29 protein-coding genes and 1 tRNA gene are annotated in these 23423 nt (G+C 72.0%); 17 read left to right on the top strand and 13 right to left on the bottom strand.

Annotated features, from left to right (window positions below; translation table 11 throughout):
* The first annotated feature begins 52 nt into the window (after positions 1-52).
* From IEY98_RS21195 to rdgB, 7 genes are all read left to right on the top strand, one after another.
* Positions 53-508 carry an SRPBCC family protein gene (locus IEY98_RS21195; protein ID WP_189212304.1) on the top strand — a complete coding sequence of 152 codons (456 nt, stop codon included), beginning with the start codon at positions 53-55 and terminating at the stop codon, positions 506-508.
* 69 nt (positions 509-577) lie between these two features.
* Positions 578-1720: a cellulose-binding domain-containing protein gene (locus tag IEY98_RS21190; protein WP_229787130.1), complete on the top strand. Its 1143-nt coding sequence runs from the start codon at positions 578-580 to the stop codon at positions 1718-1720.
* A gap of 19 nt (positions 1721-1739) precedes the next feature.
* Entirely contained in the window at positions 1740-2351 is a 612-nt protein-coding gene (locus tag IEY98_RS21185) for a rhomboid family intramembrane serine protease (protein WP_189212303.1), read from the top strand.
* Positions 2352-2353: 2 nt separating this feature from the next.
* A complete protein-coding gene (gene murI, locus IEY98_RS21180) occupies positions 2354-3145 on the top strand; it encodes a glutamate racemase (protein ID WP_189212302.1) in 792 nt (263 codons plus the stop codon).
* 47 nt (positions 3146-3192) lie between these two features.
* Positions 3193-3963 carry an MBL fold metallo-hydrolase gene (locus IEY98_RS21175; RefSeq protein ID WP_189212301.1) on the top strand — a complete coding sequence of 257 codons (771 nt, stop codon included), beginning with the start codon at positions 3193-3195 and terminating at the stop codon, positions 3961-3963.
* A 43-nt stretch (positions 3964-4006) separates the two neighbouring features.
* Positions 4007-4765, top strand: coding sequence for a ribonuclease PH (gene rph / locus IEY98_RS21170; protein ID WP_189212300.1), 759 nt, complete (start codon positions 4007-4009; stop codon positions 4763-4765).
* On the top strand, positions 4765-5364 hold the full coding sequence (gene rdgB, locus IEY98_RS21165) for an RdgB/HAM1 family non-canonical purine NTP pyrophosphatase (RefSeq protein ID WP_189212299.1): 600 nt from the start codon (positions 4765-4767) through the stop codon (positions 5362-5364). The genes rph and rdgB overlap by 1 nt, the downstream gene beginning before the upstream one ends.
* A 426-nt stretch (positions 5365-5790) precedes the next feature.
* Here rdgB and IEY98_RS21160 read toward each other — a convergent pair whose 3' ends face one another.
* From IEY98_RS21160 to IEY98_RS21140, 5 genes are all read right to left on the bottom strand, one after another.
* Positions 5791-6618, bottom strand: a complete 828-nt coding sequence (locus IEY98_RS21160) for a hypothetical protein (RefSeq protein WP_189212298.1) — start codon at positions 6616-6618, stop codon at positions 5791-5793.
* 30 nt (positions 6619-6648) lie between these two features.
* On the bottom strand, positions 6649-7464 hold the full coding sequence (locus IEY98_RS21155) for a hypothetical protein (RefSeq protein ID WP_189212297.1): 816 nt from the start codon (positions 7462-7464) through the stop codon (positions 6649-6651).
* An 80-nt stretch (positions 7465-7544) separates the two neighbouring features.
* Positions 7545-8012, bottom strand: a complete 468-nt coding sequence (gene bcp, locus IEY98_RS21150; RefSeq protein WP_189212296.1) for a thioredoxin-dependent thiol peroxidase — start codon at positions 8010-8012, stop codon at positions 7545-7547.
* A 21-nt stretch (positions 8013-8033) separates the two neighbouring features.
* Entirely contained in the window at positions 8034-8558 is a 525-nt protein-coding gene (locus IEY98_RS21145) for a hypothetical protein (protein ID WP_189212295.1), read from the bottom strand.
* A gap of 147 nt (positions 8559-8705) precedes the next feature.
* Positions 8706-8888, bottom strand: coding sequence for a hypothetical protein (locus IEY98_RS21140; RefSeq protein ID WP_189212294.1), 183 nt, complete (start codon positions 8886-8888; stop codon positions 8706-8708).
* 127 nt (positions 8889-9015) lie between these two features.
* On the opposite strand from IEY98_RS21140, the gene IEY98_RS21135 reads away from it, so the two are divergent.
* Together IEY98_RS21135 and IEY98_RS21130 are read left to right on the top strand one after the other, a co-directional pair.
* Positions 9016-10095 carry a serine hydrolase domain-containing protein gene (locus IEY98_RS21135; protein WP_189212293.1) on the top strand — a complete coding sequence of 360 codons (1080 nt, stop codon included), beginning with the start codon at positions 9016-9018 and terminating at the stop codon, positions 10093-10095.
* Positions 10096-10189: 94 nt separating this feature from the next.
* Positions 10190-10546 carry a hypothetical protein gene (locus tag IEY98_RS21130; protein WP_189212292.1) on the top strand — a complete coding sequence of 119 codons (357 nt, stop codon included), beginning with the start codon at positions 10190-10192 and terminating at the stop codon, positions 10544-10546.
* On the opposite strand, the gene IEY98_RS21125 is transcribed toward IEY98_RS21130, so the two are convergent.
* Entirely contained in the window at positions 10530-11087 is a 558-nt protein-coding gene (locus tag IEY98_RS21125) for a TetR/AcrR family transcriptional regulator (RefSeq protein ID WP_189212291.1), read from the bottom strand. The two genes, IEY98_RS21130 and IEY98_RS21125, sit on opposite strands and share 17 nt — an antisense overlap.
* A gap of 71 nt (positions 11088-11158) precedes the next feature.
* Between IEY98_RS21125 and IEY98_RS21120 the strand changes: the two genes are divergently transcribed.
* Entirely contained in the window at positions 11159-11539 is a 381-nt protein-coding gene (locus IEY98_RS21120) for a DUF6463 family protein (protein ID WP_189212290.1), read from the top strand.
* Positions 11536-11937 carry a hypothetical protein gene (locus IEY98_RS21115; protein WP_189212289.1) on the top strand — a complete coding sequence of 134 codons (402 nt, stop codon included), beginning with the start codon at positions 11536-11538 and terminating at the stop codon, positions 11935-11937. Before IEY98_RS21120 ends, IEY98_RS21115 begins: the two co-directional genes overlap by 4 nt.
* Before the next feature lie 575 nt (positions 11938-12512).
* On the opposite strand, the gene IEY98_RS21110 is transcribed toward IEY98_RS21115, so the two are convergent.
* Positions 12513-12586: transfer RNA gene (locus tag IEY98_RS21110), tRNA-Leu, on the bottom strand.
* A 108-nt stretch (positions 12587-12694) separates the two neighbouring features.
* On the opposite strand from IEY98_RS21110, the gene IEY98_RS21105 reads away from it, so the two are divergent.
* On the top strand, positions 12695-12916 hold the full coding sequence (locus IEY98_RS21105) for a DUF3618 domain-containing protein (RefSeq protein ID WP_189212288.1): 222 nt from the start codon (positions 12695-12697) through the stop codon (positions 12914-12916).
* Here IEY98_RS21105 and IEY98_RS21100 read toward each other — a convergent pair.
* Positions 12913-13251 carry a lipocalin/fatty acid-binding family protein gene (locus IEY98_RS21100; protein ID WP_189212287.1) on the bottom strand — a complete coding sequence of 113 codons (339 nt, stop codon included), beginning with the start codon at positions 13249-13251 and terminating at the stop codon, positions 12913-12915. The genes IEY98_RS21105 and IEY98_RS21100 overlap by 4 nt on opposite strands.
* A 102-nt stretch (positions 13252-13353) precedes the next feature.
* Entirely contained in the window at positions 13354-13980 is a 627-nt protein-coding gene (locus IEY98_RS21095; RefSeq protein ID WP_308425913.1) for a TetR/AcrR family transcriptional regulator, read from the bottom strand.
* Between the two features lie 77 nt (positions 13981-14057).
* On the opposite strand from IEY98_RS21095, the gene IEY98_RS21090 reads away from it, so the two are divergent.
* From IEY98_RS21090 to IEY98_RS21080, 3 genes are all read left to right on the top strand, one after another.
* Positions 14058-15566: a flavin-containing monooxygenase gene (locus tag IEY98_RS21090; RefSeq protein ID WP_189212286.1), complete on the top strand. Its 1509-nt coding sequence runs from the start codon at positions 14058-14060 to the stop codon at positions 15564-15566.
* Positions 15567-15710: 144 nt separating this feature from the next.
* Complete coding sequence (locus IEY98_RS21085; protein WP_189212285.1) at positions 15711-16589, top strand: SDR family NAD(P)-dependent oxidoreductase; 879 nt, start codon at positions 15711-15713, stop codon at positions 16587-16589.
* Between the two features lie 325 nt (positions 16590-16914).
* Entirely contained in the window at positions 16915-18153 is a 1239-nt protein-coding gene (locus tag IEY98_RS21080; RefSeq protein WP_194510807.1) for a GGDEF domain-containing protein, read from the top strand.
* Between the two features lie 70 nt (positions 18154-18223).
* Here the strand turns inward: IEY98_RS21080 and IEY98_RS21075 are convergent, their stop codons facing one another.
* Positions 18224-18745, bottom strand: coding sequence for a YdeI/OmpD-associated family protein (locus IEY98_RS21075; protein ID WP_189212284.1), 522 nt, complete (start codon positions 18743-18745; stop codon positions 18224-18226).
* The gene (locus IEY98_RS21070; protein ID WP_189212283.1) at positions 18742-19134 is read right to left on the bottom strand and encodes a VOC family protein; all 393 of its coding nucleotides are present in this window, start codon (positions 19132-19134) and stop codon (positions 18742-18744) included. Before IEY98_RS21070 ends, IEY98_RS21075 begins: the two co-directional genes overlap by 4 nt.
* Before the next feature lie 52 nt (positions 19135-19186).
* Here IEY98_RS21070 and IEY98_RS21065 point away from each other — a divergent pair, with 52 nt between their 5' ends.
* Entirely contained in the window at positions 19187-20113 is a 927-nt protein-coding gene (locus IEY98_RS21065; protein WP_189212282.1) for a helix-turn-helix transcriptional regulator, read from the top strand.
* Between the two features lie 451 nt (positions 20114-20564).
* On the opposite strand, the gene IEY98_RS21060 is transcribed toward IEY98_RS21065, so the two are convergent.
* The gene (locus IEY98_RS21060; protein WP_189212281.1) at positions 20565-22007 is read right to left on the bottom strand and encodes a S1 family peptidase; all 1443 of its coding nucleotides are present in this window, start codon (positions 22005-22007) and stop codon (positions 20565-20567) included.
* Positions 22008-22117: 110 nt separating this feature from the next.
* Positions 22118-23104: a LysR family transcriptional regulator gene (locus tag IEY98_RS21055; protein WP_189212280.1), complete on the bottom strand. Its 987-nt coding sequence runs from the start codon at positions 23102-23104 to the stop codon at positions 22118-22120.
* A gap of 118 nt (positions 23105-23222) precedes the next feature.
* Between IEY98_RS21055 and IEY98_RS21050 the strand changes: the two genes are divergently transcribed.
* Positions 23223-23399 (top strand): hypothetical protein, encoded by a 177-nt coding sequence (locus tag IEY98_RS21050; protein ID WP_189212279.1) that lies wholly within the window; start codon positions 23223-23225, stop codon positions 23397-23399.
* The last annotated feature ends 24 nt before the right edge of the window (positions 23400-23423 follow it).

Genomic DNA, 23423 nt, shown 5'->3' with positions numbered 1-23423 from the left:
CGCGCCGGGGCCGCGCGGGGTTGCCGAACGCGGCCGGAGGTAGGTTGCCGGGGTGATTGAACTGGCCCGCTCCGCCGAGGTGCCCGCGCCGCCCATGCAGGTCTGGGCCGTGGTGGCCGACGCGCGCCGTGCTCCCGACTGGTTCAGCTTCGCCGAGCGCACCGACGTGGTGTCGGGGTCGGGGAAGGGCGAGCGGCGGCGGCAGCACGGGCGCTGGGACGGCAAGCGGTCGGAGATCGACCAGGAGGTCGTCGAGTTCGTGCCCGGCGAGGTGATCGCCTGGAAGCACACCGCGGAGCGGGTCGACGGCAAGGACGCGCCGAAGTTCGCCGCGTCGGCGGTGTTCCGGGTCGAGTTGGCCGCGGCGGGGGACTCGACGCTGGTCACGCTGCGGCTGCTGCAGGAGCCCGTGTCGTTCCTGCACGGGCTGGCCATCCGGATGGGCGCGCGGTCGATCACCGCGCGGATGGAGGAGTCGCTGGCGCGCCTGCCGAGGGCGCTGGACTGACCGGTCCTTGACACCGAGGGCCGGACCGTGGTTCGTTGAACTGGGAGCGCTCCCAGGGAAGGGACTACGGTGTCTCAACGAGTTGTCCTGGCAGCGGCGCTGGCGGGGGCCGCCACGGTGCTGACCGGTGTCGTCGCCGTCACCGCCGCACCCGCCGCCGCTCCGGCCTGTTCCGTCGACTACCGGGTGAACCAGTGGCCCGGCGGGTTCACCGCGGAGGTCGCCGTCACCAACGCCACCGGCGCCGCGCTGTCGTCGTGGCGGCTGACGTGGACGTTCGACGGCGGCCAGCGGATCACCGGGAGCTGGAACACCGCGCTCACCCAGGCCGGGAACGCCGTCACCGCGGCGAACGCGGCGTACAACGGGTCCGTGGGCGTCGGCGGCACGGTGCGGTTCGGCATCCAGGGGACGTTCAGCGGGGCCAACCCCGCGCCGGTGGACTTCGCGCTCAACGGGCAGTCCTGTCAGGACAGCCCGCCCACGACCACGACGCCCACCACCCCGACAACAACAACAACGACCACGACGACCACCCCGCCCCCCGGCTGCCCCGCGGGCTCACTTTGCGAGGACTGGGAAGCGCAAAGCGGCACGCCCGGCGGCCGGTGGGCCGTCACCTACCCCAACTGCCAGGGCACCGGCACCGCTGCCATCGACCCGGCCGCTGGACGCGGCGGCGGCAAGGCGGTCCGGATCGACGGCGGTGGCGGATACTGCAACCACGTCTTCGTCGGCACCGCGCTCGACGGCATGACGCACGGCCGCTTCTACGTCCGCCACGACACCGCGCTCCCCGCGGCCCACGTCACCTTCATGGCGATGCGCGACGCCGTGGAGGGCAAGGACCTGCGGATGGGCGGCCAGAACGCGGCCATGCAGTGGAACCGCGAGTCCGACGACGCCACGCTGCCGGAGCAGAGCCCGAGCGGCGTCGCGCTCAGCCGCCCGCTGCCGGTCGACCGGTGGACGTGCGTCGAGTTCGCCGTCGAGGGCGGCGACATCCGGACCTGGGTCGACGGGACGCTGGTCACCGGCCTGGTCGCCGACGGGGTGCAGACCCACGACGTCGACGGCCAGTGGTTGCGCGGCAAGCCGTCGTGGCGGCCGAACCTGACCGACTTCCGGATCGGCTGGGAGAGCTACGGCGGCGACACCGACACCCTGGTCTTCGACGACATCGTGCTCGCGCCCACCCGCGTGGGCTGCTGAAACCCGTACGCTCGACCAGGTGACGACCACACCGGCCAAGCCCGACCCCGGTCGCGTCCTGCCGCCCAACCCCCGGCAGGCCGCGATCGTGGTCGGGTCGCTCACCCTCCTGCTCTGGCTGATCGAGCTCGTCGACGTCGCCCTGCCCGCCGACCTCGACCTGAACGGGATCATCCCGCGCGCGCTCGCCGGGCTCGACGGCATCATCTGGATGCCGTTCCTGCACGGCGGCTGGGGCCACCTGATCAGCAACACGCTCCCGTTCGCCGTGCTCGGGTTCCTGGTGATGGCGGGCGGGCTCGGCCAGTGGGCGGCCGTCACCGGCACCATCTGGTTCACCAGCGGCGTGGGCGTGTGGCTGACCGGGGCGGCGGGCTCGGTGCACGTCGGCGCGTCCGGGATCGTCTTCGGCTGGATGCTGTTCCTGCTGGTCCGAGGCGTCTTCGCGCGCAGCTTCCGGCAACTGCTCGTGGCCGTGGCGCTGCTGGCGTACTGGGGCACGATGCTGTTCGGCGTGCTGCCGGGCGACCCGCGCATCTCCTGGCAGGGGCACCTGTTCGGCGCGCTCGGCGGCGTGCTGGCCGCGTGGCTGGTGTCGGTCGCCAACCGGCAGGTGGCCGTACGCTCGTGATCGTGGACCCCAGCGCTCCGATCGGCGTGTTCGACTCCGGCGTCGGCGGCATGACCGTCGCCCGCGCCATCCTCGACCAGCTCCCGCACGAGCGCCTGCGCTACGTCGGCGACACCGCGAACGGCCCGTACGGCCCGCTGCCGATCGCCCGGGTGCGCGAGCTGGCCCTGGGCATCGCCGACGACCTCGTGGCCAGCGGCGTCAAGATGCTGGTGATCGCGTGCAACACCGCGTCGGCGGCGTGCCTGCGGGACGCCCGCGAGCGCTACGACATCCCTGTGGTCGAGGTCGTCGTGCCCGCCGTGCGGCGGGCGGTCGCGGCCACGCGCACCGGCCGGATCGGCGTGATCGGCACCGAGGGCACGATCCGCTCGCGCGCGTACGACGACGCCTTCGCCGCCGCGCCCGGCGTGACCCTCACCTCGGCCGCGTGCCCGCGCTTCGTCGACTTCGTCGAGCGCGGCGTGACCTCCGGGCGCCAGGTGCTCGGGCTCGCCCAGACCTACCTCGAACCGCTGCAACAGGCCGAAGTGGACACCGTGGTGCTCGGGTGCACGCACTACCCGCTGCTCAGCGGGTTGGTGCAGGTGGTCATGGGGCCGTCGGTGACGCTGGTGTCGAGCGCGGAGGAGTGCGCCAAGGACGTCTTCGGCGTGCTGACCGAACGCGACCTGCTGACCCCGTTCGACGGCGAGCCCGCGCACGAGTTCGTGGCCACCGGCGCGGCCGAGCCGTTCCACCGCCTGGCCCGCCGCTTCCTCGGCCCGGAACTGGCCAGCTTCGCCCTGGCGTGATCCTGCACACCGTCCGGAGCGGCGGCCCGGTGTGACAGTCTGACCCCGTGCTGCTCACCGTCCTCGGCTGCTCCGGCTCCCTGCCCGGCCCCGACGCCCCGGCGTCCGGCTACCTGGTGGAGGCCGAGGGCTTCCTGCTCGGCATCGAACTCGGCCCCGGCACCCTCGCCGAACTGCAGTCGCGCCGCGACCCGTTCCAGCTGGACGCGCTGGCGTTCTCGCACCTGCACGCCGACCACTGCTCGGACTTCGCGTCCCTGGCCGTGCTGCGCCGCTACCACCCGGCCCCGAGCCGCGACCCGCGCGCGTTCCGGCTTCCCGTGTTCGCGCCGTCCACCGCGCCGCGCCGCCTCGCCATGGCGTACGCGACCTCGGACGAGGAACTGGCCGAGACGGACCTGTCCGACGTCTTCGAGTTCCACGCCCTGCGGCCCGGCGTGGTCGAGATCGGGCCGTTCTCCGTCGCCGTCGCGCCTGCGGCGCACCCGTGCGAGTCGTACAGCCTGGCGATCACCCACGACGGGCGGACCCTGGCGTACACCGGGGACACGGGGCCGAACCCGGCGCTCTCCGCGCTCGTGGCCGGTGTGGACGTCCTGCTCACCGAGGCGTCCTGGACCCACGCCGACGACCGCCCCGCCGACCTGCACCTGTCGGGCACCCAGGCGGGTGAACTCGCGACGGCGGCGGGCATCGGCCGGGTCCTGGTGACCCACATCCCGCCGTGGACCGACGCGGACGCGGTGATGGCGGAGGTCCACGCCGCCTACGACGGGCCTGCGGAGCGGGTGGAGCAAGGCGTGACCTACACGATCTGAGCCGTCCGGTCGGGGCCCGCGGCCGATAGCTAGGCTGGCCCGCGTGGCTCGTAGCGATGGCAGGAAAGACGACCAGCTCCGCGACATCAAGCTGACCCGCGGCTACCAGGACTGGCCCGCGGGCTCGGTGCTGGTCGAGTTCGGGCGGACCCGGGTGCTCTGCGCGGCCAGCGTCAGCGAGGGGGTGCCGCGCTGGCGCAAGGGGTCGGGCCTGGGCTGGCTGACCGCCGAGTACGCGATGCTGCCCTCGGCCACCAACACCCGCGGCGACCGCGAGTCGGTCAAGGGGCGCATCGGTGGGCGCACGCACGAGATCAGCAGGCTGATCGGCCGGTCGCTGCGGGCGTGCATCGACCTGCAGGCCATCGGTGAGAACACCATCCAGCTCGACTGCGACGTCATCCAGGCCGACGGCGGGACCCGCACTGCGGCCATCACCGGGGCGTACGTCGCGCTGGCCGACGCGGTGACCTGGCTCAACGCGGCCAACCTGTTGAAGGACCCGCAGCCGCTGAGCTGCTCGGTCGCCGCGGTGAGCGTCGGCGTGGTCGGCGGGCGCGTGCGGCTGGACCTGCCGTACGAGGAGGACGTGCGCGCCGAGGTGGACATGAACGTCGTCGCCACGGACGCGGGCACGCTGATCGAGGTGCAGGGCACCGGCGAGGGCGCCACCTTCGCCCGCTCGACCCTGGACCGCATGCTCGACGTCGCGATGGAGGGCTGCGCCGAGATCACCCGGCTGCAGGCCGAGGCGCTGGCCCTGCCGTACCCGGGCGAGCTGCCGGAACCGAAGGGCAAGTGATGACCCGCGTCCTGCTGGCGTCCCGCAACGCCAAGAAGCTCGGCGAACTGCGCCGGATCGTGGCCGCGGCCGGTCTCGACGGCCTGGAGGTCGTCGGTCTCGACGACCTCCCACCGTTCCCCGACGCTCCGGAGACGGGCGCGACGTTCGAGGAGAACGCCCTTGCCAAGGCCCGCGACGCGGTCGCGGCCACCGGCCTGCCGTCGATCGCCGACGACTCCGGCATCGCGGTCGACGCCCTCAACGGCATGCCGGGCGTGCTGTCGGCGCGGTGGTCGGGCAAGCACGGGGATGATCAGGCGAACCTGGACCTGCTCCTGGGCCAGCTCTCGGATGTGCCGGATGAGCGCAGGGGAGCGGCTTTCGTGTGCACGATCGCCTTCGTGATCCCCGACGGCCCGGAGAAGGTGGTCCGCGGCGAATGGCACGGCACCCTGACCCGGGAGCCCCGCGGCGCCAACGGCTTCGGCTACGACCCCATCTTCGTCCCCGACGGCGACACCCGGACCTCGGCGGAACTGACCCCGGAGGAGAAGGACGCCCGCTCCCACCGCGGCCTCGCCCTCGCCCTCCTGGTCCCCCACCTGCGCGACCTCTGATCCACCACCATGTCCCCGGCCTCGGTCACCCGGTCCGACACCTCGTGATGCAGGCTCGCCCCGTTCGGCCCGGACCCCACGATCAGGAAGTCCCAGATGATCTGATCATATGATGCCATCATGTGAAATCGCGCATGATGGCATCATCTGGAGTTCTGGATGATGAGATCATCCGAATCGGCGGCGTAACCTCGCGGGTGCACCGCGAAGACCCGGTCGGCGCGCTGGCGACCGGGAAGGTCAGGCCCGCCCGTAGGGGTTGCCGAGCCCGGTGGGCCATCGTTCCGCCGGTCCTCGCCAGGTCAGCAGGGTGATTGCTCCAGATGAAGACGTCATCTGAAAGTCGCGGCGCGCGCTCGACTCGGATGATCAGATCATATGTTCAGATCATGAAGGCAAGTCAGATGATCTGATCATCTGAGTGTGTCAGGGCAGGTGGGGGGCGAGGGCGGTGGCGCCTGCGGTCGCGGCGGTTGTGGCGGTGTGGAACGACGTGCCCGGCGGGTGTGAGGTGAGTAGGACGACCACGTAGCGGTCGGCCACGATGCCTGTGGTGTGGGCCGTGGTCGCCTGGGCGGACGTACCCCACGCCTGCTTCACCGCCCACGGGCCGGGGAACGCGGACGGGATGCCGAAGTGCTGGTCGAACCCGTCCGCCGCCGTGCGCGGGGCGTTCAGGAGTGGGGTGAGGAGGGTGGGCATGTCGGTCAGCAGGTACCGGTACACCGTCACCAGGTCCTCCGCGCTGAGCAGGACGTTGCCCCACCGGCCCCAGATGTCCGGTGGGCCGACCCCCGCGATCCCCAGCGACGCGGCCACCCGTCCCGGCAGGGCGTCGCCGCCCAGTTCGCCCCACAGCAGGCTGGCGACGCGGTCGTCGCTGTCCCGCAGCATCCGCGTGACGCGAGCCGGGGCCGTTCCCGCCCGGGTGGCCGCGATGCCCACCAGCAGCTTCACCAGCGACGCCGACTGGTACCGGGTCGACGGCTCGACCGCGACCATCCTGCTCTCCGTCGCGCTGTCCCACACCAGCAGCCCGACATCGGCCCCCGGCGACACCGCGCGCACCGCCGAGACGACCCCGGCCGCGGTGTCGGCGGGCAGCGCGGCCGCCTCGGGCGCGGCCTGTGGCGGCGCCGCCGGGGCCCCGACGGACGTCTGCGCCGAGCACGTCTCCGGGAGTGCCGCCGTGGTCACCGTCAGCACCAAGACCGCGACCACCGTGGCGGCCAACGCGGTCCGCAATCCCGACATGCCCACATCATGCGCCCGCGACGCTGAGAATCAGGTGAGAATCCCGTTCAGCACCCGCGCCCCCGCGGTCACCGAGTCCGCCGCGGTGCGCAGGCGGATGGGGCGGGGGTGCTCGGTCAGCAGGATCACCGCGTAGCGGCCGTTCACCAGGCCCGTCGAGTGCAGGGACAGGTCGTCGGGACTGTCGGACCAGCCCTGTTTCACCGCCCACCGCGCGGAGATCCCGTCGGGGATGCCGAAGTGCTGGTCGAACCCGTCCGCCGCCAGGCGGGGCGCGGAGGCCAGGGCGTCCAGGACGAGGGAGCGGTCGGCGGCGGGCAGGGTGAGCACGTGGTCGTAGATCCGCACGAGGTCGCTGGGCGTCATCATCACGTCACCCCAACGGTTCGGCAGCGCGGGTGGGCGGGTTCCGGTGAGGCGCAACCGCTGCGCCGACGCCGTGATCATGGCCGAGCCGCCCAGCCGCACCCACAAGGCGTTGGCCACCTGGTCGTCGGAGTGGCTCAGCATTCTCCAGACGGACGCGCGGTCAACCGTGCCGCCGCGCAACGCCTCCAGGGCCATGAGCAGTTTGGACAGTGACGCCGACCGGAACGGCCGGTCGGCGTTGGCCGAGACGAGGGCGGTGTGCTCCCGCAGATCCACGACCAGCACGCCCACCTCGGTGTCCGGTCTGGACTCCCGGCGCACGGCCGCGGTCACCTCGGCGGCCACGTCCAGGTCGGCCTCAGGCGTGGCCGACGCCTGCGTCAGCGGCAGGGCGATCGGAACCGGCGGCGCGGCAAGGGGAATCGGCTGGGCGCACGCGGAAAGCAGCAGCAGGGCAAGCAGTGCGAGACAGCGCATGCCCTGAACACGCCGCCGTCCCAGCGGAATGTTGCCCGGCTACCCGGGCAACTTTTCCGCGCCGTGCCCCGTAGCGGGGGTCAGACCCCGAGGTCGCGGCGCAGCTTCGCCACGTGCCCGGTGGCCTTCACGTTGTACTGCGCCAGCGAGATCACACCCTCGGGATCGACGACGAACGTCGACCGGATGACGCCCGTCACCGTCTTGCCGTACATCTGCTTCTCGCCGAACGCGCCCCACTGCTTCATCACGGTGCGCTCGCTGTCGGACAGCATCGGGAACGTCAGCGACTCCGCCGCGACCCACTTGGCCAGCTTCGCCTGGCTGTCGGGGGAGATGCCGAGCACGGCGTACCCGGCCGAGGCCAGCTCGCCCAGGTTGTCGCGGAAGTCGCAGGCCTGCTTCGCGCAGCCGGGGGTTGCCGCGGCCGGGTAGAAGTAGACGATCACCGATCGGCCGCGGAAGTCGGACAGCGACACCGGCCTGCCGGTGCTGTCGGGCAGGGTGAAGTCGGGGGCGGGGTCGCCCACGCTCAAGCGCTCAGTCATGGGGCAGACGCTATAGCCCGCTCACACCTCGCCGTCGAAGACGGTGACCGCGACGGCGGCCGCCGGGTCCGGCTTGGCCACCACGCGCACGTCCGCCTTCTCCGGCGGCACGGCGAAGGCCACCGAGAACCGCATGCTCTGCCCGGGCGCGATCTCCTCGGTGCCCACCAGGCCGCTGTAGCCCTGGGTGGAGTCGACGACCTGCTTGACCGCCTGCGAGTCCACGTGCGCGGTCAGCGCCAGCAGGGTCGGGCGGTACGGGGTGTCGCCGTCGTTGCGGACCGTCATCTCGAACCCGACCGCGCGCGCCGCCGCCGGGGATGCCGACGAGGTGGGGACGAAGGACTTGGGGGCGGACACCGCGATCGACAGACCCCGCCCCAGCGCGGTCAGCGCGCCGCCCTGGGTCGTGGAGCCGGGCGGCTCGGCGCGTTCGACCGAGGGCGCCAGCTGCTCGGGGGGCGGCGTGCTCGATTGCGCCGCGCCGCACCCGGCGAGCGCTGCCAGGAGGGCGCAGGCGGCTGCGGCGCGCCTGGCGGTCTGCACGGTCCACTTCCTCGGTCGACGGGCGGGTACCCGTCCACGATGTCGGCTGGGGGTTCCGAACGCCCATCCCAGCGGCCGGTTGAGTCGGACCTGGAGCCAGGCTGTGGCCTGGCCGTGACCGGAGGGGCACCAACAGTGACGAGGGTCTCAGGCGGCCATGGCGAAGAACAGCACGATGACGCCCACCGCGGCCAGCCACAGCGCGATCAGCCAGCCGAAGTCCCGCCACGGCGAGATGGCCTGGTTGTCCTCGCCCGGCACGTACACCCCGCGCTCCTCGAACCGGTCCACCAGTCGGAGGAGCGCTTTCAGCGGCCTCGGCCTGCGCATGGGCCGATGGTCCCACGGCGCGGGTCGTACCCCGGGATGACGGGCCCGTCCGCCTCAAGATCGACGCGGGCGGACCCGGCCCAGGCCAGACTGGCCTCTGGCGGGACACCGACCCGAGGGGATGGACATGGGGATCAGAAGACTGGCCGTGCTCGGCACGGCCGTGGTCATGGGGCTCACCGCGACGGTGACCACGGCGTCGGCCGACACCGGCGGCGACGTCGACCCGGCGGTGGTGCAGGCGGCGCTGGACCGGATGGCCAAGGACGGCGTCCAGGGCGTGCAGGTGCGCATCGTCGACGACGGGGAGACCCTGGTGCTGCGCAGCGGGACGGCGCGGCTGAACAGCCGGCGGCCGGTGCCGCTCGACGGGCGGTTCCGGGTGGGCAGCGTGACCAAGACGTTCGTCTCGACGGTCGTGCTGCAGCTCGTCGACGAGGGCAAGGTGGGCCTGGACGAGCCGGTGACGCGCTACCTGCCGGGCCTGGTGGACGACCGGATCACCGTGCGGATGATGCTCCAGCACACCAGCGGCCTGTTCAACTACACGAACGCGCTGCTGCGGGACCCGGAGAGTTTCGTGCGCGAGCGGTTCCGCCACTACTCGGCCGAGCAGCTGCTGGAGATCGGCACCTCCCGGCCGCTGGACTTCGAGCCGGGGACGGACTGGTCGTACTCCAACACCAACTACATCCTGGCGGGCATGCTGATCGAGGAGGTCAGCGGGCAGTCGTGGGAGCGCGCGGTCGAGCGCCGGATCCTGCGGCCGCTGGGCCTGCGCGACACCCGCACCGGCGGCATCGTCCCGCAGGGCCCGCACGCCCACGGGTACATGACCGCATGGGGCAAGCCGGTCGACGTCACCGCGATGAACTCCTCGGTCGCGGGCGCGGCGGGCGCGATGATCTCCACCACGGCCGACCTCGACCGCTTCCTGGACGCGCTGCTGTCCGGTGAGCTGCTGCCCGCGTCCCTGCTGGCGCAGATGCGGACCACGGTCGACGACTACGGCCTCGGCCTGGGCCGCAGCGAGCTGCCCTGCGGCACGGTGGCCTGGGGCCACGACGGCGGCATCCCCGGGTACGTGACGGTCACCATGAGCACGGCCGACACGAGCACCCGCATGATCATGTCGGTGACCTCCGCGCCGACGCCCGGCGCGGCGGACGGGCTCACCGACGTCCTCGCCGAGGTGTTCTGCTCGTAATCGTCGACACGGAAGGGGGCTCACCTGCCGGGTGGGCCCCCTTTCGCGATATTCGGTTGAGGCGGGGACCGGGGGTGGGCGACCGTGATCGGCCATGAGCCACGGCCACGAGGTCATCCGCGACTCCGACAACGCCCTGCTCGGCTACGTCCGGCAGGCAGGCGAGGACACCTGGTCCCCGCGCACCGTGTTCGGCCATCCGCTGGGCCCGGACGCCGACTTCCACGAGGCGTGGGAGACCGTCGAGCGGCGCGGACTGGCGTGCCTGGCCGACCGCTGGTGGTTCCGCGACGCCGACGGCGAGTGGTACGCGTGCGTCATCCAGGAGGCGACCGCGGACCGCGTGCGGGTGAGCATCGTCGACCTCGGCCATTCGGAGGTGTACGGGTCGCGCACGATCGAGAAGCCGACCGAGGCGACGCTGCGGTCCGAGGTCAGCGGTCCGGGCTGAGGAGGAGTGCTGCGGCGCGGGCCTTGACCTGGTCGCGGGTGTGGGCGGGGTGGTCGGCGGCGAGGAAGTGGCTGCCGATCGCCATGCAGAACGCGAGCAGGCTGCGGGCCTCCACCTCCTCCGGGTCGGCGCAGAAGGCGCTGATCGCGTCGCGGAGGAGCCCCATGCGCCGGTTGTCCACCCGGCGCAGGCGTTCGGCGACCTGGTGGTCGCGGCGCGCCCAGTCGCGGACGGCGAGGTCGATGGGGAGCAGGCGGTCGCCGGAGAAGGTGAGCCGCCCGGCGAGGCGGACCCGGTCCATCGGGTCGTCGCTCTCCCGCTCGACGCGGGCGATGACGTCGTCGACGCTCTCGCGCTCCCAGGTGTCCAGCATCTCGGTCAGCAGCTCGCCGCGGTCGGCGAAGTAGCCGTAGAACCCGCCCTTGGTCACCCCGAGCGCTTTGGCCAGCGCCTCCACGCGCACGGCGTCCACCCCGCCAGCGGCCAGCGCCCGCAACCCCGCCTCGACCCACTTCTCCCGCGGCGTCCGCAGCGCTCCCATGTGCCCTCCGGTGTTGTACGGGTGCGTATATGCTCGGGTTATACGTAACCGTATAACAGGGGAGTTCCGCGATGGTGAAGTGGGCCGGTGGGCTGATCGCGCTGTGCGGACTGGGGCACTCGGTGGGCGCCTTGGTGCAGACGGCCCCACACCACGCCGCGAGCTGGCTCGACTGGGCACTGTGGGCCACCCCGAACACCGACCCCGTCGCGATGACCCCCACCACGGGCGCGTTCTGGTACACGTTCTACAGCTTCGGCCTGCCGCTCCTCCTGGTCGGCGCGATCGTCCTGTGGATGGGCGTCCGGGGCATCACACCCCCGGGGTTCATCGCGTGGGGCCTCGCGGCGTGGACGACCGTCGGCGCAGTCCTCTCCGGCCCCTCACCCCTGCTACTGCTCCTGATCGCGGCCGTCCTGCTCCTGGTCCGGCGGCCTAGGGTGAGCCGGTGACGGTTGACGAACTCGACTGGGGCGGCCAGCGCGGCGGCGACCCGACGGCCGCCGAACTGGCCTTCATGACGGCGTTGGCCGCGCTGGTGCCGGGCCTTGACTACTGGCTGCACGCCGACGACGACGGCACGCCCTGGCTCCTGGTCTCCCTGGACATCGTCGAGGGCGACTCCATCCGGGACACCCTGCGCCTGGACTTCGACGAGCGCGGCATACGCGGCGGATGGAGCCCGGCCTGCCTCAACTGGGACGACGGGATGCGGGCCGAGGACGCCCTGATCGAGATGTCCGCCCCCGACTCCCTGGTCCACCCGGCGGGGGAGTCCTCGATCGATGACCTCGCCCGCCGGGCCGCTGAGTGGTTCGTGGCGCCGAAGCGGGGGCGGTTCGCCTCGTGAGGCGGGTCGGAGAGCGTCATCCAGCCCGTCGGTGCCTGCCACGGCGGCCCACGGTCTCGGCCTCCGCAGTGCAGGGGTCCAGTCCCAGTAGTTGAAGAGGGCTTCGCCCAAGGTGGCCGGGCGCCAGTACCGAACGTCGTACTCCGTCACGTGGGGCCAATCGGCGTGCCGAAACGGCGCGTCGAGTTCAGCCTTGGAGAACACCCGCATCGCTGGCTCTTCGCGGAGGGCGGACACCAGTTCAGGCAGGTCGATGAAGACGAGCGGTCCTAGCCACGGCCGTGAACGTGATCGCCCGGGCTCGGCGACCGCGACGAGTGGCTGGCGGCGGTCGCCGACCACGGCGACCGACCTGTCACCGAAGGTGATCACGCCCTGGTGGAAGCTGGGCGTGACATCGTCGGTCAGTCGGAACTCCTGCATCGAGCCCCCGGTGCTGCGGGCGACCCGATAGCAGACGGCCTTGAATCGCCGAACGTCGAGCACGGCGCACCCTAGCGCTCCACGACGGGAGCGCCTCACGGTGAGGAGCGGGCCACGCCCGAGTCGGTCGGGTTCTCACGCTGGCGGAGTTGTGGGGCCGGAGAGACTCGAACTCTCACTGGCACGGACCTAAACCGTGTGCCTCTGCCAATTGGGCTACGGCCCCGAGTGGTAGCCCGGACAGCCTACTTGCCTGGCCCATGCGGAAGAGACGGCACCGGGTGATCTACCGTGTGTCCATCCGGGGTCACCGGTACCCCGGCGAGGAGGAAACGTGGCCCGCGATCCCGAGACCATCCAGCGCGAGATCGAGCAGGCGCGCGACGCGCTCGCGGTCACCCTTGACCGGCTGGGCGAGAAGGCCAGCCCGAAGCGGCTGGTGGACAACGCCAAGGCCAGCGCCCGGTCCACGCTCGACGACCCCAAGGTCCGTTACGCGCTCATCGGGGTCGGTGTGGTGGTCGGGCTGCTGGTGGTCCGCGGGCTGTTCCGCTAGGAGCCGGTCGCGGCCTCCCGAACGGGCGCGGCGGCGCGCGGGCGTGGGGCGGGGTCGGCGGGCTTCGGGCCCGCCGCGGGCTCCGGATCGGCATCCGGCCTGCCCAGCCGCGCGGCCAGGTAGGCCGAGGTGAACTGGTAGGCGTCGCCCTCCAGCGTGTGGACCACGGTCCGGACGTCGTCGCCGGGGACCAGTTCCTCGACCAGCTGGTCGGCCGCGTCCCGCGCGGCGATGAGGCCGGGGGCGGTGGCGGTCCGGGACTCGCCCGCCGCGGTGACCTCGACGGTCCAATCGTCGCCGTCGGGGGTGTAGTTGGCCAGGATGGGCTCGAACATCGCGCACCTCGAATCTCGCGTCCTAAGACGCACTTAACCCAATCGGCTACAAGCGCGCCCGCTGAACTGCGCAACTTCCTCGCCCGGAATCGGTTCCGGGCCTCACTCAGCCGGGTGAGCGCGCTCGATCAGGCCACGCAAACCGTGCCAAAGGGACGTCATCAGGTAGTCGGCGGCCTCCTCGGCGCCCACCTCGTCCTGTGCGACGTACCACAGCGACAGCCGCTCGCACGCGCCCACGACCACCTGCGCGGCGGCCTCCAGCATCGTCTGCGGCGCGTCGGGCACGAACGCGCGGAACAGCGCCACGTCGATCGCGGCCTGCTCCTGCCGCCCGGCCTCGATCTCGGCGGCGGCGACCGGACCGGCGGCCGCGGTGTCGCCGCTGAGCATGAGCGACCAGGCCCTGCGGTGGGAGTCGGCGAAGGCGAAGAAGGCCCCGACGCCGCGGCGCAGCGCCTCCTCGGGCGTGGTCGCGCCGACCACCGCCGCGGTCGTGGCCTGCGCCAGCTCCTCGCGCGCTGCCCGGATGCAGGCGACGAGCAGGCCCTCCTTGGAGCCGAAGTACTCGTAGATCATCGGCTTGGACACCCCGCACCGCTCGGCGATCTCGTCGACCGAGGTCGCCAGGTAGCCGCGCTCGCTGAAGATCTCCTCGGCGACCGCCATCATCTGCCGCTCGCGCTCGGCGCGCGGCATGCGCTTGCGGGGCTGGTCGGTGGTGGTCACGAGATTGACTCTACCCGAAGTAACCTACTTCCAGTAAGCTGGACCGCGAGTAACAGTCAGCGAGGGAGGATCGGCGCATGGGCAAGGTCATCCACACCGGTGTGGTGGTCGTCGGGACCGGGTTCTCCGGCATGGGCATGGCGATCCAGCTCCGCCGCGAGGGCCGCGACGACTTCGTCGTGCTGGAGAAGGCTGCCGACTTCGGCGGCACCTGGCGGGACAACACCTACCCCGGCTGCGCCTGCGACATCCAGTCGCACATGTACTCCTTCTCCTTCGAGCAGAAGTCCGACTGGTCGCGCTCCTTCGCCCCGCAGCCGGAGATCTGGGCGTACATGCGCGAGGTCGCCGACAAGTGGGGCCTGCGCCGCCACACCCGCTTCCACTGCGAGGTCGCGGGCGCCCGGTGGGACGCCGACGAGGCGCGCTGGCACGTGGCCACCAAGACCGGCGACACCTACGTCGCCCAGTACGTCGTCGCGGGCGTCGGCGCACTGCACATCCCGTCGGTGCCCGAGCTGCCCGGGATCGAGAACTTCCAGGGCAAGGCGTTCCACTCCGCCGACTGGGACCACGACCACGACCTGACCGGCAGGCGCGTCGCCGTCATCGGCACCGGGGCCAGCGCGATCCAGTTCGTCCCGCGGATCGCCAAGCAGGTCGAGCACCTGACGCTGTTCCAGCGGACCGCTCCCTGGGTCATGCCCAAGCCCGACCACGCCATGCCCGCGTGGACGCAGAAGGCGTTCGCCAGCATCCCCGGCACGCAGCGCGCGTACCGGGCGTTCCTGTACTGGCTCAACGAGGTCCGCGCCGTCGGCTTCAACGGCAACCTCGGCCTGCTCAAGGCCGCCTCCAAGCTCGCGGCCTGGAACATCAAGCGCTCGGTGAAGGACCCGGAGATGGTCCGCAAGCTCACCCCGGACTACGTGCTGGGCTGCAAGCGCGTGCTCATCTCCAACGACTACTACCCGACGTTCAACCGCCCCAACGTCGACCTCGACACCTCCGGCGTCGCCGAGGTGCGGGCCAACTCGATCGTGACCAAGGACGGCCGCGAGATCGAGGTCGACACGATCATCTACGGCACCGGCTTCCACGTCACCGACGCCTTCGACTACCTCGACATCACCGGCCGCGACGGGCGGGACCTGGCCAAGACCTGGCGCGAGCACGGGATCAACACCTACAAGGGGATCACCGTCAACGGCTTCCCCAACCTGTTCTTCCTGCTCGGCCCGAACACCGGCCTCGGCCACAACTCGGTGGTCTTCATGATCGAGTCCCAGATCCGCTACGTGGCCGACGCGATGCGCCTGGTCGAGCGGCACGGCGGCGACTCCATCGAGGTCCGCCGCGGCGCGCAGGAGCGGTTCAACGCCGAGATCCAGCGCAAGCTCGCCGACGGCGTGTGGACGCAGGGCGGCTGCACCAGCTGGTACCTGGACTCCCAGGGCGTCAACCGGACCATCTGGCCCGGCTTCACCTGGCGTTACTGGCTGCAGACCCGGCGCGTGGACCCGTCGGCGTACGAGGTCGTCGCCCGGCGGCGGGACACGGTGGGGGCGGGCAGTTCAGCCCGGTAGTTCAGCCCAGCCGAACCGATTCACCGGCTTCACCGCCGGATTCGCCCGTTCGCCGTCTGGACAGGCCACGACCCCTTCCCGCCCCGGACACTGGCTCGCAGCCGGTGGATTTCAGTCGGGGCCGGTTGGTTGGGGAGGAGTCACATGGACAGCACGATGGACGGCAAGGCGATCGTGGTCACCGGCGCCGGTCGCGGCCTGGGCGCGGCGTTCGCCGAGTACCTGGCCGCCTCCGGCGCGGGGGTCGTGGTCAACGACGTCGACGCCGACGTGGTCGCCGAGGTGGCGGGCCGGATCCGGACCGCGGGCGGCGCGGCGGTGCCGTGCGTGGCCTCGGTCGCCGACCCGGAGGAGGCCGAGCGCATCGTCGACACCGCGGTGCGCGAGTTCGGCGTCCTGCACGGGCTGGTGAACAACGCGGGCCTGAACTACACGGCCAAGCCGTGGGACGACGACCCGGCGCGGGCGCGGGAACTCGTCGAGGTCAACGTGCTCGGCGTGATCAACGTCGGGCTGGCCGCGGTCCGGCGGATGCGCGAGACCGGTGGCGGCTCGATCGTCAACGTCTCGTCCGGGGCGCTGATGGGCCAGCGCGGGCTGGGCGTGTACGCGGCGAGCAAGGGCGCGGTGGCGTCGCTGACCTGGTCGTGGGCGCTGGACCTCGAGGACGAGGGCATCCGCGTCAACGCGCTGTGCCCCAAGGCGTACACCAGGATGGTGTGGGACTCGCCGCGGCGCGCTGAGCTGTCGAAGCCGACCGAGACGCCGGACCGCATCGCGCCGCTGGTGCGGTTCCTGCTCTCCGACCGCGCGGCCGGGATCACCGGCCAGGTGGTGCGCTGCACCGGCACGCAGTTGCACCTGGTGGGCCACCCGTACTTCAAGGCGCCCGTGCTGCAGCGCGACGAATGGGATCTCGCCTCGGTCGAGCGGGCCTTCGCCGAGGTGCTCGGCGGCGCGCTGGAGCCCTACGGGCTGGAGCGCCGTCAGCCGCCGCCCCTGCGCGAGTGGGTACCCGCGTGAGTCCGCCCACCTTGCCGTAGGCGATCATGCACGCGAGCATCGTCTGAACGGCGCGTGCCGAGAGGGCTACGCTCCGCACGGGCGACGCGGTCGCCGGACGCGGCGCGGTCTCACCGGAGCGGAACCCGGTCACGGCTCCCGCGTCCTATCACGCGACCAGGGAGGTGGGATGGGGAACGGGACCGAAGTGGGTCTCACCAGTCGCGGCTCATCGGAGTCTCCTTCCTCACCGGTTGCTCAGGACACGTCTGGACAGGACAACGACCCGACCTCCGTCGGGGTCACCAGTCGCGGCTCATCGGGCTCACCTCCAGCCGGATCCAGTGTGGCCGACCCGCGTAAGCCCAGCTTGACGGACCTGCCGCCGTCGGCACGCGCGTACGTGCTCGCTTTCGAGGCGATCACCGTGGCGACGGCGGCGTGGGCGATGCTCACCGACGCCCCGCCGGTCACGCTGGACTGGTACCGCTTCGCCGTGCTGGTCGCGGCGGGCGCCGCGCACCGCTGGCTGTCGCGGCGCACCGAGGAGACCCGCCGCGACCAGGCGGCGGGCGGACCGCACATGGACACCAGCGTCGTGTGGATCCTGCCGGGCATGGTCCTGCTGCCCGCGTGGATGGCGGTGGCCGCGCTGATCCTGTTGCGCGTGCAGCTGTACCCGGTGGCCCGCCGCCCGCTCTACCGGTACACCTTCGGCACGGCGGGGATCCTGCTGGCCGCGCTGGCGTCCATGGCGGTGATGCGACTGGCGGGCGTGTCCGTGGACAACGCGATCGGCGTCGGCGACGGGCTGTTCCTCGCGGGCGCTGGGGTGGCGTACTTCCTGGTGAACGCCTTCGCCATCGCGGGGGTGATCGCGCTGTCGAGCGCGCACGCGACGTGGGAGGCGATCGCGGGCAGCAGGCGCGACAACCTGGGCGGCGCGGTGATGGTGTGCCTGGCCGTCATCGCGGCCCTGGCCACCGCGCACGCGTGGCTGGCCCCGCTGATCCTCGTTCCCCTGCTGGCCGCCCTGGACTGGGGCGCGCTGCAGATCGAGACTGCCCGGGGCGACGCCCGGACCGACCACAAGACCCAGCTGCTCAACAGCCTCGGCTGGCACGAGGAGGCGGGCCGCGAGGTCGACCGGGCCCGCAGGCTCTCCGGCCCGCTCGCCGTCGCGGTGATCGACCTCGACCACTTCAAGCAGGTCAACGACACCTGGGGCCACCCGGCCGGGGACGCTGTGCTGCGCGCGGTCGGCGCGGTCCTGCGCGAGACGACCCGCCACGGCGACCTGGTGGGCCGCTTCGGCGGCGAGGAGTTCGTGCTCCTGCTCCCCGACACCGACGCCGCCGCCGCCATGTCCGTCGCCGAACGCGTGCGGCGCGGCATCGCCGACCTGCACGTCCCGGCGACCGACAAGCGCGGCAGACCGGTCACCATCGGCGGCCGCACGACCTCCATCGGGATCGCCGCGGGGTCAGGGCCGGCGACGGATTTGGACGCGTTGTTGAGGGCGGCGGACGCGGCGTTGTACGAGGCGAAGCAGCAGGGGCGCGACCGTATTCGGGTGGCCGGTTAGTCCTCGCGGCTCTGGAAGTCGTGCGGGTCCGGGCGCACCTGCCCTCTGCGTCTGCGGCCCGCCGTGGCGGTTATCGGGTTGCGGTCGATCGGGACCTCGGGTGGTTGGCGCGGATGTTCTCCTCGGCCAGGTCGACCGTCTGAATCAGTCTGCGCCTGCGGGTCTCGGGGCGTTTGGCGGTGGCGATCCATTCCAGGATCAGGCGCTTGGACGACGGGGGGAAGCGGTCGAAGTTGGCGCGGGCGGTGGTGTTGCGGTCGAGGAGTGCGCGCAGGTCGTCGGGGACGATCTCGCCGACCTCCCACATGCCGGTCGCCTTGGCCGTGTCGATGAGGGCCTGGCCGCGCGGGGTCATCAGGCCCGCGGCGGTCATGCGCTCGGCGCGGTCGCGATTGAGCCTGCTCCAGCCGCTGTCGGGGTTGCGGGGGGTGAAGCGGAGCCGGGAGCCCGCGGCCTGGCTGTCGATCCAGCCGAAGCACAGGGCGTGCTCGACGGCCACCGCGTACGGGAGGCCGGGGTGGATGTCCAGCCACACCTCGGTTTCCGACTCGCCGTGCTCGGCCAGCCAGGTGCGCCATTCGGTGACGTTCACGCGCCCAGCACCTCCAGGTAGTGCTTGTTGAACATGACGCCGAGGACGTTCCCGAACGGGTCCGTCACCGACGCGGTGACGAAACCGGGGCCGTGCTCGGTCGGGGGCAGGTGCTGGGTGGCGCCCAGCGACAGCAGCCGCTCGAAGGCGGCGTGGACGTCGTCGACGGCCCAGTAGATCATCGCCCCGCCCGGCGGCGGGGAGGCGAACCGGCGCGAGAGGATGCCGAGTTCGTGCTGGTAGTCGCCGATGCGGAACTCGATGTAGGCGGGCGAGCCGTCCACGTCGCGGGAGAAGTACGGCTCGACGCCGAGCACGGTGGCGTACCAGTCGGCGGCGGCGCTGACGTCGTCGGCGAAGTAGTTGACGGTGGTGAGTCCTCGAAGCATGGGACCAGCATCGCGCCTAAAGTGCTCACCAACTGAGCACTTTGGAGAACCCATGCGCGCCGACCGTCTCGTCGCCGCCCTGCTGCTCATGCAGGCCCGCGGCCGCGTCACCGCCGCCGAGCTGGCCGAGGAGCTGGAGGTGTCCGTCGCCACGGCCCGGCGTGATCTGGAGGCGTTGTCGGCGGCGGGCGTCCCGGTGTACCCGCAGCCGGGTCGGGGCGGCGGCTGGTCGCTGGTCGGCGGGGCGCGCACGGACCTCACGGGGCTGTCGGCGACCGAGGCGCAGGCGCTGTTCCTGCTCGTCGGCCCGGCCGCCGCGGTCTCTCCGGAGGCGAAGGCCGCCCTGCGCAAGCTGGTCCGGGCCCTGCCCACCCCGTTCCGCGCCGACGCCGAGGCCGCCGCCACCGCGACCATGATCGACCCGACCCGCTGGGGAGACCGGCCGAGGGGCCGCCCGGAGCTGGTCGACCTGCTCCAGGCGGCCGTGGTCCGCCGCAGGAAGGTCCACCTGACCTACGTCAACCGGGCTCGCGAGGAGACGGTCCGCCTGGTGGACCCGTGGGGGTTGGTGGACAAGGACGAGGTCTGGTACCTCATCGCGGGCACACCGCGCGGCAGACGCACATTCCGCTTGGACCGCGTCGTCGCCGCCGAGCCCACCGACGAGCCCGCGGACCGCCCTGCCGACTTCGACCTGACGGAGGCGTGGGACCAGGTGGTGGGCGAGGTGGAGGACCGCCGCTCCCGAACCTGGGCGACCCTGCGGATCGAGGCCCGGTACATCCCCATCCTCCGCGACCACTTCGGACGCCACTGCCACGTCGACGGCGACCTCGTCCGGGTCGGCGCCCCAACCCCACTCGACATCGCCCGCCAGTTGGCGGGGTGGGGCGGGCTGGTGGAGGTGGTGGACCCACCGTCGGTCCAGACGGAACTGGCGAGGATCGGTGGGGAGTTGGTGGCCCGGTATCGGACGTGAGGGCGCCCGGCTGGTGTGCGAGGGCTGGTGTTGAACCGCTGTCGGTTCGGGTGGGAGTCGGCTCGGCGCTGAGCGTGGGCGGCTGACTGAGCGCGGGGCGGTGGCACCGATGGGGGTGTTAGGCCGCTGTCGATCCGGATGGGACTTGGCGCGGTGCTGAGCGTGGGTTGGCTAGTTGTTGCGGGGTGGTGTGCGCTGGTGGCTGTGTTCCGGCGCTGTTGGTCCGGGTGGGAGTTGGTTTGGCGAGGGGCGTGCTTGGAGGGCTGGTGGGGGTTGGGCCACTGTCGGTCCGGGCAGGACTGGGTTTGGTGCCAGGAGTGCGTTCGCTGGTCGGTGTGCGGGGCGCTGAACCCAGCGGCTCCCACCCGCTCCTCACGGTGCGGACAGTCGCTGGCGGTGTGATCGAGCGAGCGAGGGCGCCCGCGTGGGGTGCGGGCGCCCTCGTCTCACCTCACGGGCGGCCTGCGGCCAGGGAGTAGCTGCCGGAGCCGCTGTACGCGTGGACGATCCAGCGGTAGTAGCCCGCTGTTCCGGTGTACGTGACCCGTTCCGATGCCGCCGGAGTGGTGCCGCTCGCGACCGTCTGCCAGGTCGAGCCGTTCCACTTCTGCAGGTACAGGTCGAAGTCGGTGCCGGAGGGGCCGGTCAGGCAGCCGAGGTGGCCGCCGGAGGCCGACGAGTAGTAGTAGCTGCCGTTGGGCTGGGCCTGCTGGCCGCCGCTGGACAGGGAGCCGGTGTAGGTGGCGCTCGCGCCGTCGCAGTCCGCCGGGTCGGGCGGGTTCCCGCCGCCGCCGGAGGTGAGGAGGGTGCGGCCGTAGGTCTGCAGGATCTCGTTCACCGGCTGGAAGTACGTCGTCCCGCCGGTGCGGCAGTTGCCGGAGCCGCCGGAGGTGACGCCCTGGGCCTGGTTGCCCGAGATCGCCGAGCCGCCGGAGTCGCCGGGCTCGGCGCACACCGTCGTGCGGATCAGCCCGTACACCGATCCCTCGGGGTAGTTGACGGTCGAGTTGCGGGCCTGGATGGTGCCGCAGTGCCACCCCGTGGTCGAGCCGGAGCGGCAGATCGACGAGCCGACCGGGGCGTCCTGGGAGCCCGCGACGGCCACGCGGCCGCCGTTGTAGTTGTTGACCGCGGCGATCATCGTGTTGCCCGAGGACACCGCCACGTAGGCCATGTCGTCGCCCGGGAAGCTGGACCCGGAGAACGTGCCGCTGGGCTGGCTGGTCGTCGCTCCCCGCCGTCCACAGTGGCCCGCGGTGATGAAGCCGCCGTTGACCGAGAAGCCGATCGAGCAGCGGGTCCCGCTGCCGATGTAGTACGCGTTGCCGCCGACCACGTCGATCAGCGGGCGCGGGGCCTCCGTGGACGCCTGGACGCGCACGGCCTGCATCGGGACGCCGCTGGCCTTGGCGAACCGGTGGGCGTCGGCCAGCGCGTTCGGGCGGACGGAGACGACGATGGAGTTGGTGGTGACGTCGACGTGCCAGCCGATCACCGACGCCGGGACGGCGGCGCGGTTGGCGTCGAGCCTGGCCTTCAGCCTGTCCAGCGTGGCCTCGCTGCGGGTGACCATCCGGACCTCGGCGCCTGCGGCGCGTGCCGTCCGCGCCGATGCCGGGTCGGTGGCGCCGACGACGAGGGAGCCGGTGGCGGCGTCGTACCAGCTGCCGCCGAAGCGGTGGCCGAGACGCTTGCGGATCGTGCGGTCGGCCCGCGAGGCGGTGGCCTCGTCGGCGAGCCGGACGGTGGCCTCGGCCGAGGTGAGGCCGAGGTCGCGCTGGAGCGCGGTGTGCATGGTGTCGACAGGGGCTGCGGATACGGTGGGCGCTAAGGCCACGAACGTGCCCGCCGCCATGATGGCGGCGCCGAGCACGGCTGTGACTTTCCTGGCCATGCCGTTTCTCCTCTGAACGCAGGGCGAGTGCAAACGGATGGCTGCCACCCGGGTAGGCAGGTGCAGGAGACGGTAATCGGGAGAAATCGGTCAGTGGTAATAGCACTTGGTCATAGCGCCGCGCGGTCTCCCTCGACCCCGTACATGGGGTAGCGCTCCAGGAACCGGGAGTACCTCGGCCTGCGCGCGATCACGTCCTGGTATGCCGCGCCCGCGAGTTTGACCAGCTGGTCGGCGAAGGACGCGGTGGCGCTGTCGGGGTGCCAGCCGACCAGGTTGCGCCAGCGCAGCGGATTGCCCGCGATCGGCACGGGCACGACGCCGGGCATCTCCCGGAACATCGGCTGGCACAGCACGACGGCGTCCCCGGCCTCGACCATGTCGATGCAGGTCACCACGTCGGTCTCGTACAGGGTCCTCGGCGTGAAGCCCGCCCGCGCGCAGGCCGCGGCGAAGCATTCGGCGAAGCAGCCGTCGCCGGGCGTGGCGCCCCACTGCTCGCCCGCGAGCGCGGACAGCTCGACCTCGGCCTTGCCCGCCTCCGGGTGGTCGGTGGACAGCAGCACGAACACCGGGTCGGTGGCCAGGGTCCGCCAGATCAGCCCCGGCTGGGCGGGCGGCGGGGCGTCGCCGCACACGCCGACCAGGGCGTAGTCGACGCGGCCGTCGGCGAGCATGCCCGCCAGCTCCTCCGACGACCATGACACGTGCGTGGTCACCTCCAGCTCCGGGTGCACGGCGTTGAGCTGGTGCACCAGCCCGCCGAGCACCGGGCCGGTGGCCGAGCCCAGCCGCAGCCGGGCCGGGGTGTCGCCGGGCAGCGCGGCGTTGTTGGCGAAGCGGGCGGCCTCCTCGCGCAGGCCGGACACCGCGGGCAGCAGCAGCTTGGCCCTGGCCAGCACCAGCTCGCCCAGCGGGGTGGGCCGCGCGCCGCGACGGTCGCGTTCGAACAGCGGGCCGCCGAGCGCGCGCTCGATCCGGTGGAGCTGGGCGGTCAGCGCGGGTTGGGCGAGCCCCAGCGTCGACGCGGCCTTGGTGATGCTGCCTGCCTCGGCCACGGCGCAGATGATTTTGAAGTGGCGCAGCTCCAACTCCATGGTGCAACGCTAAGCCGGTTCCTCCAGCACGCCAAGTCCCCGCGCCGCCCGTGATCAGGTTGAGGCTTCGCGCGGCTAATGACTGTTGCTGAGCGAAAATGGTGATTATTGTGCACCTTTGAACAAGGAGGTGGCGGTGTACTACGCCCTGCGGTTCCAGGTGCTGCCCGGTCCGGACGTCGCAGGCACGGCGGCGCGGGTGGCGGAGTTCTGCGGTGACCACGGGATCGGCGAGGTCGTGCTGATCACCGGCGGCGAGGAGGTCTGGACCGCGCAGGCCGACGAGGACGTCTGATTCGACACCGTCGCCACCGCGGCC

The sequence above is a fragment of the Actinokineospora fastidiosa genome (assembly GCF_014648415.1).
Classification (GTDB): Bacteria; Actinomycetota; Actinomycetes; order Mycobacteriales; family Pseudonocardiaceae; genus Actinokineospora; species Actinokineospora fastidiosa.
This window is presented reverse-complemented; position numbering and strand designations above follow the sequence as displayed.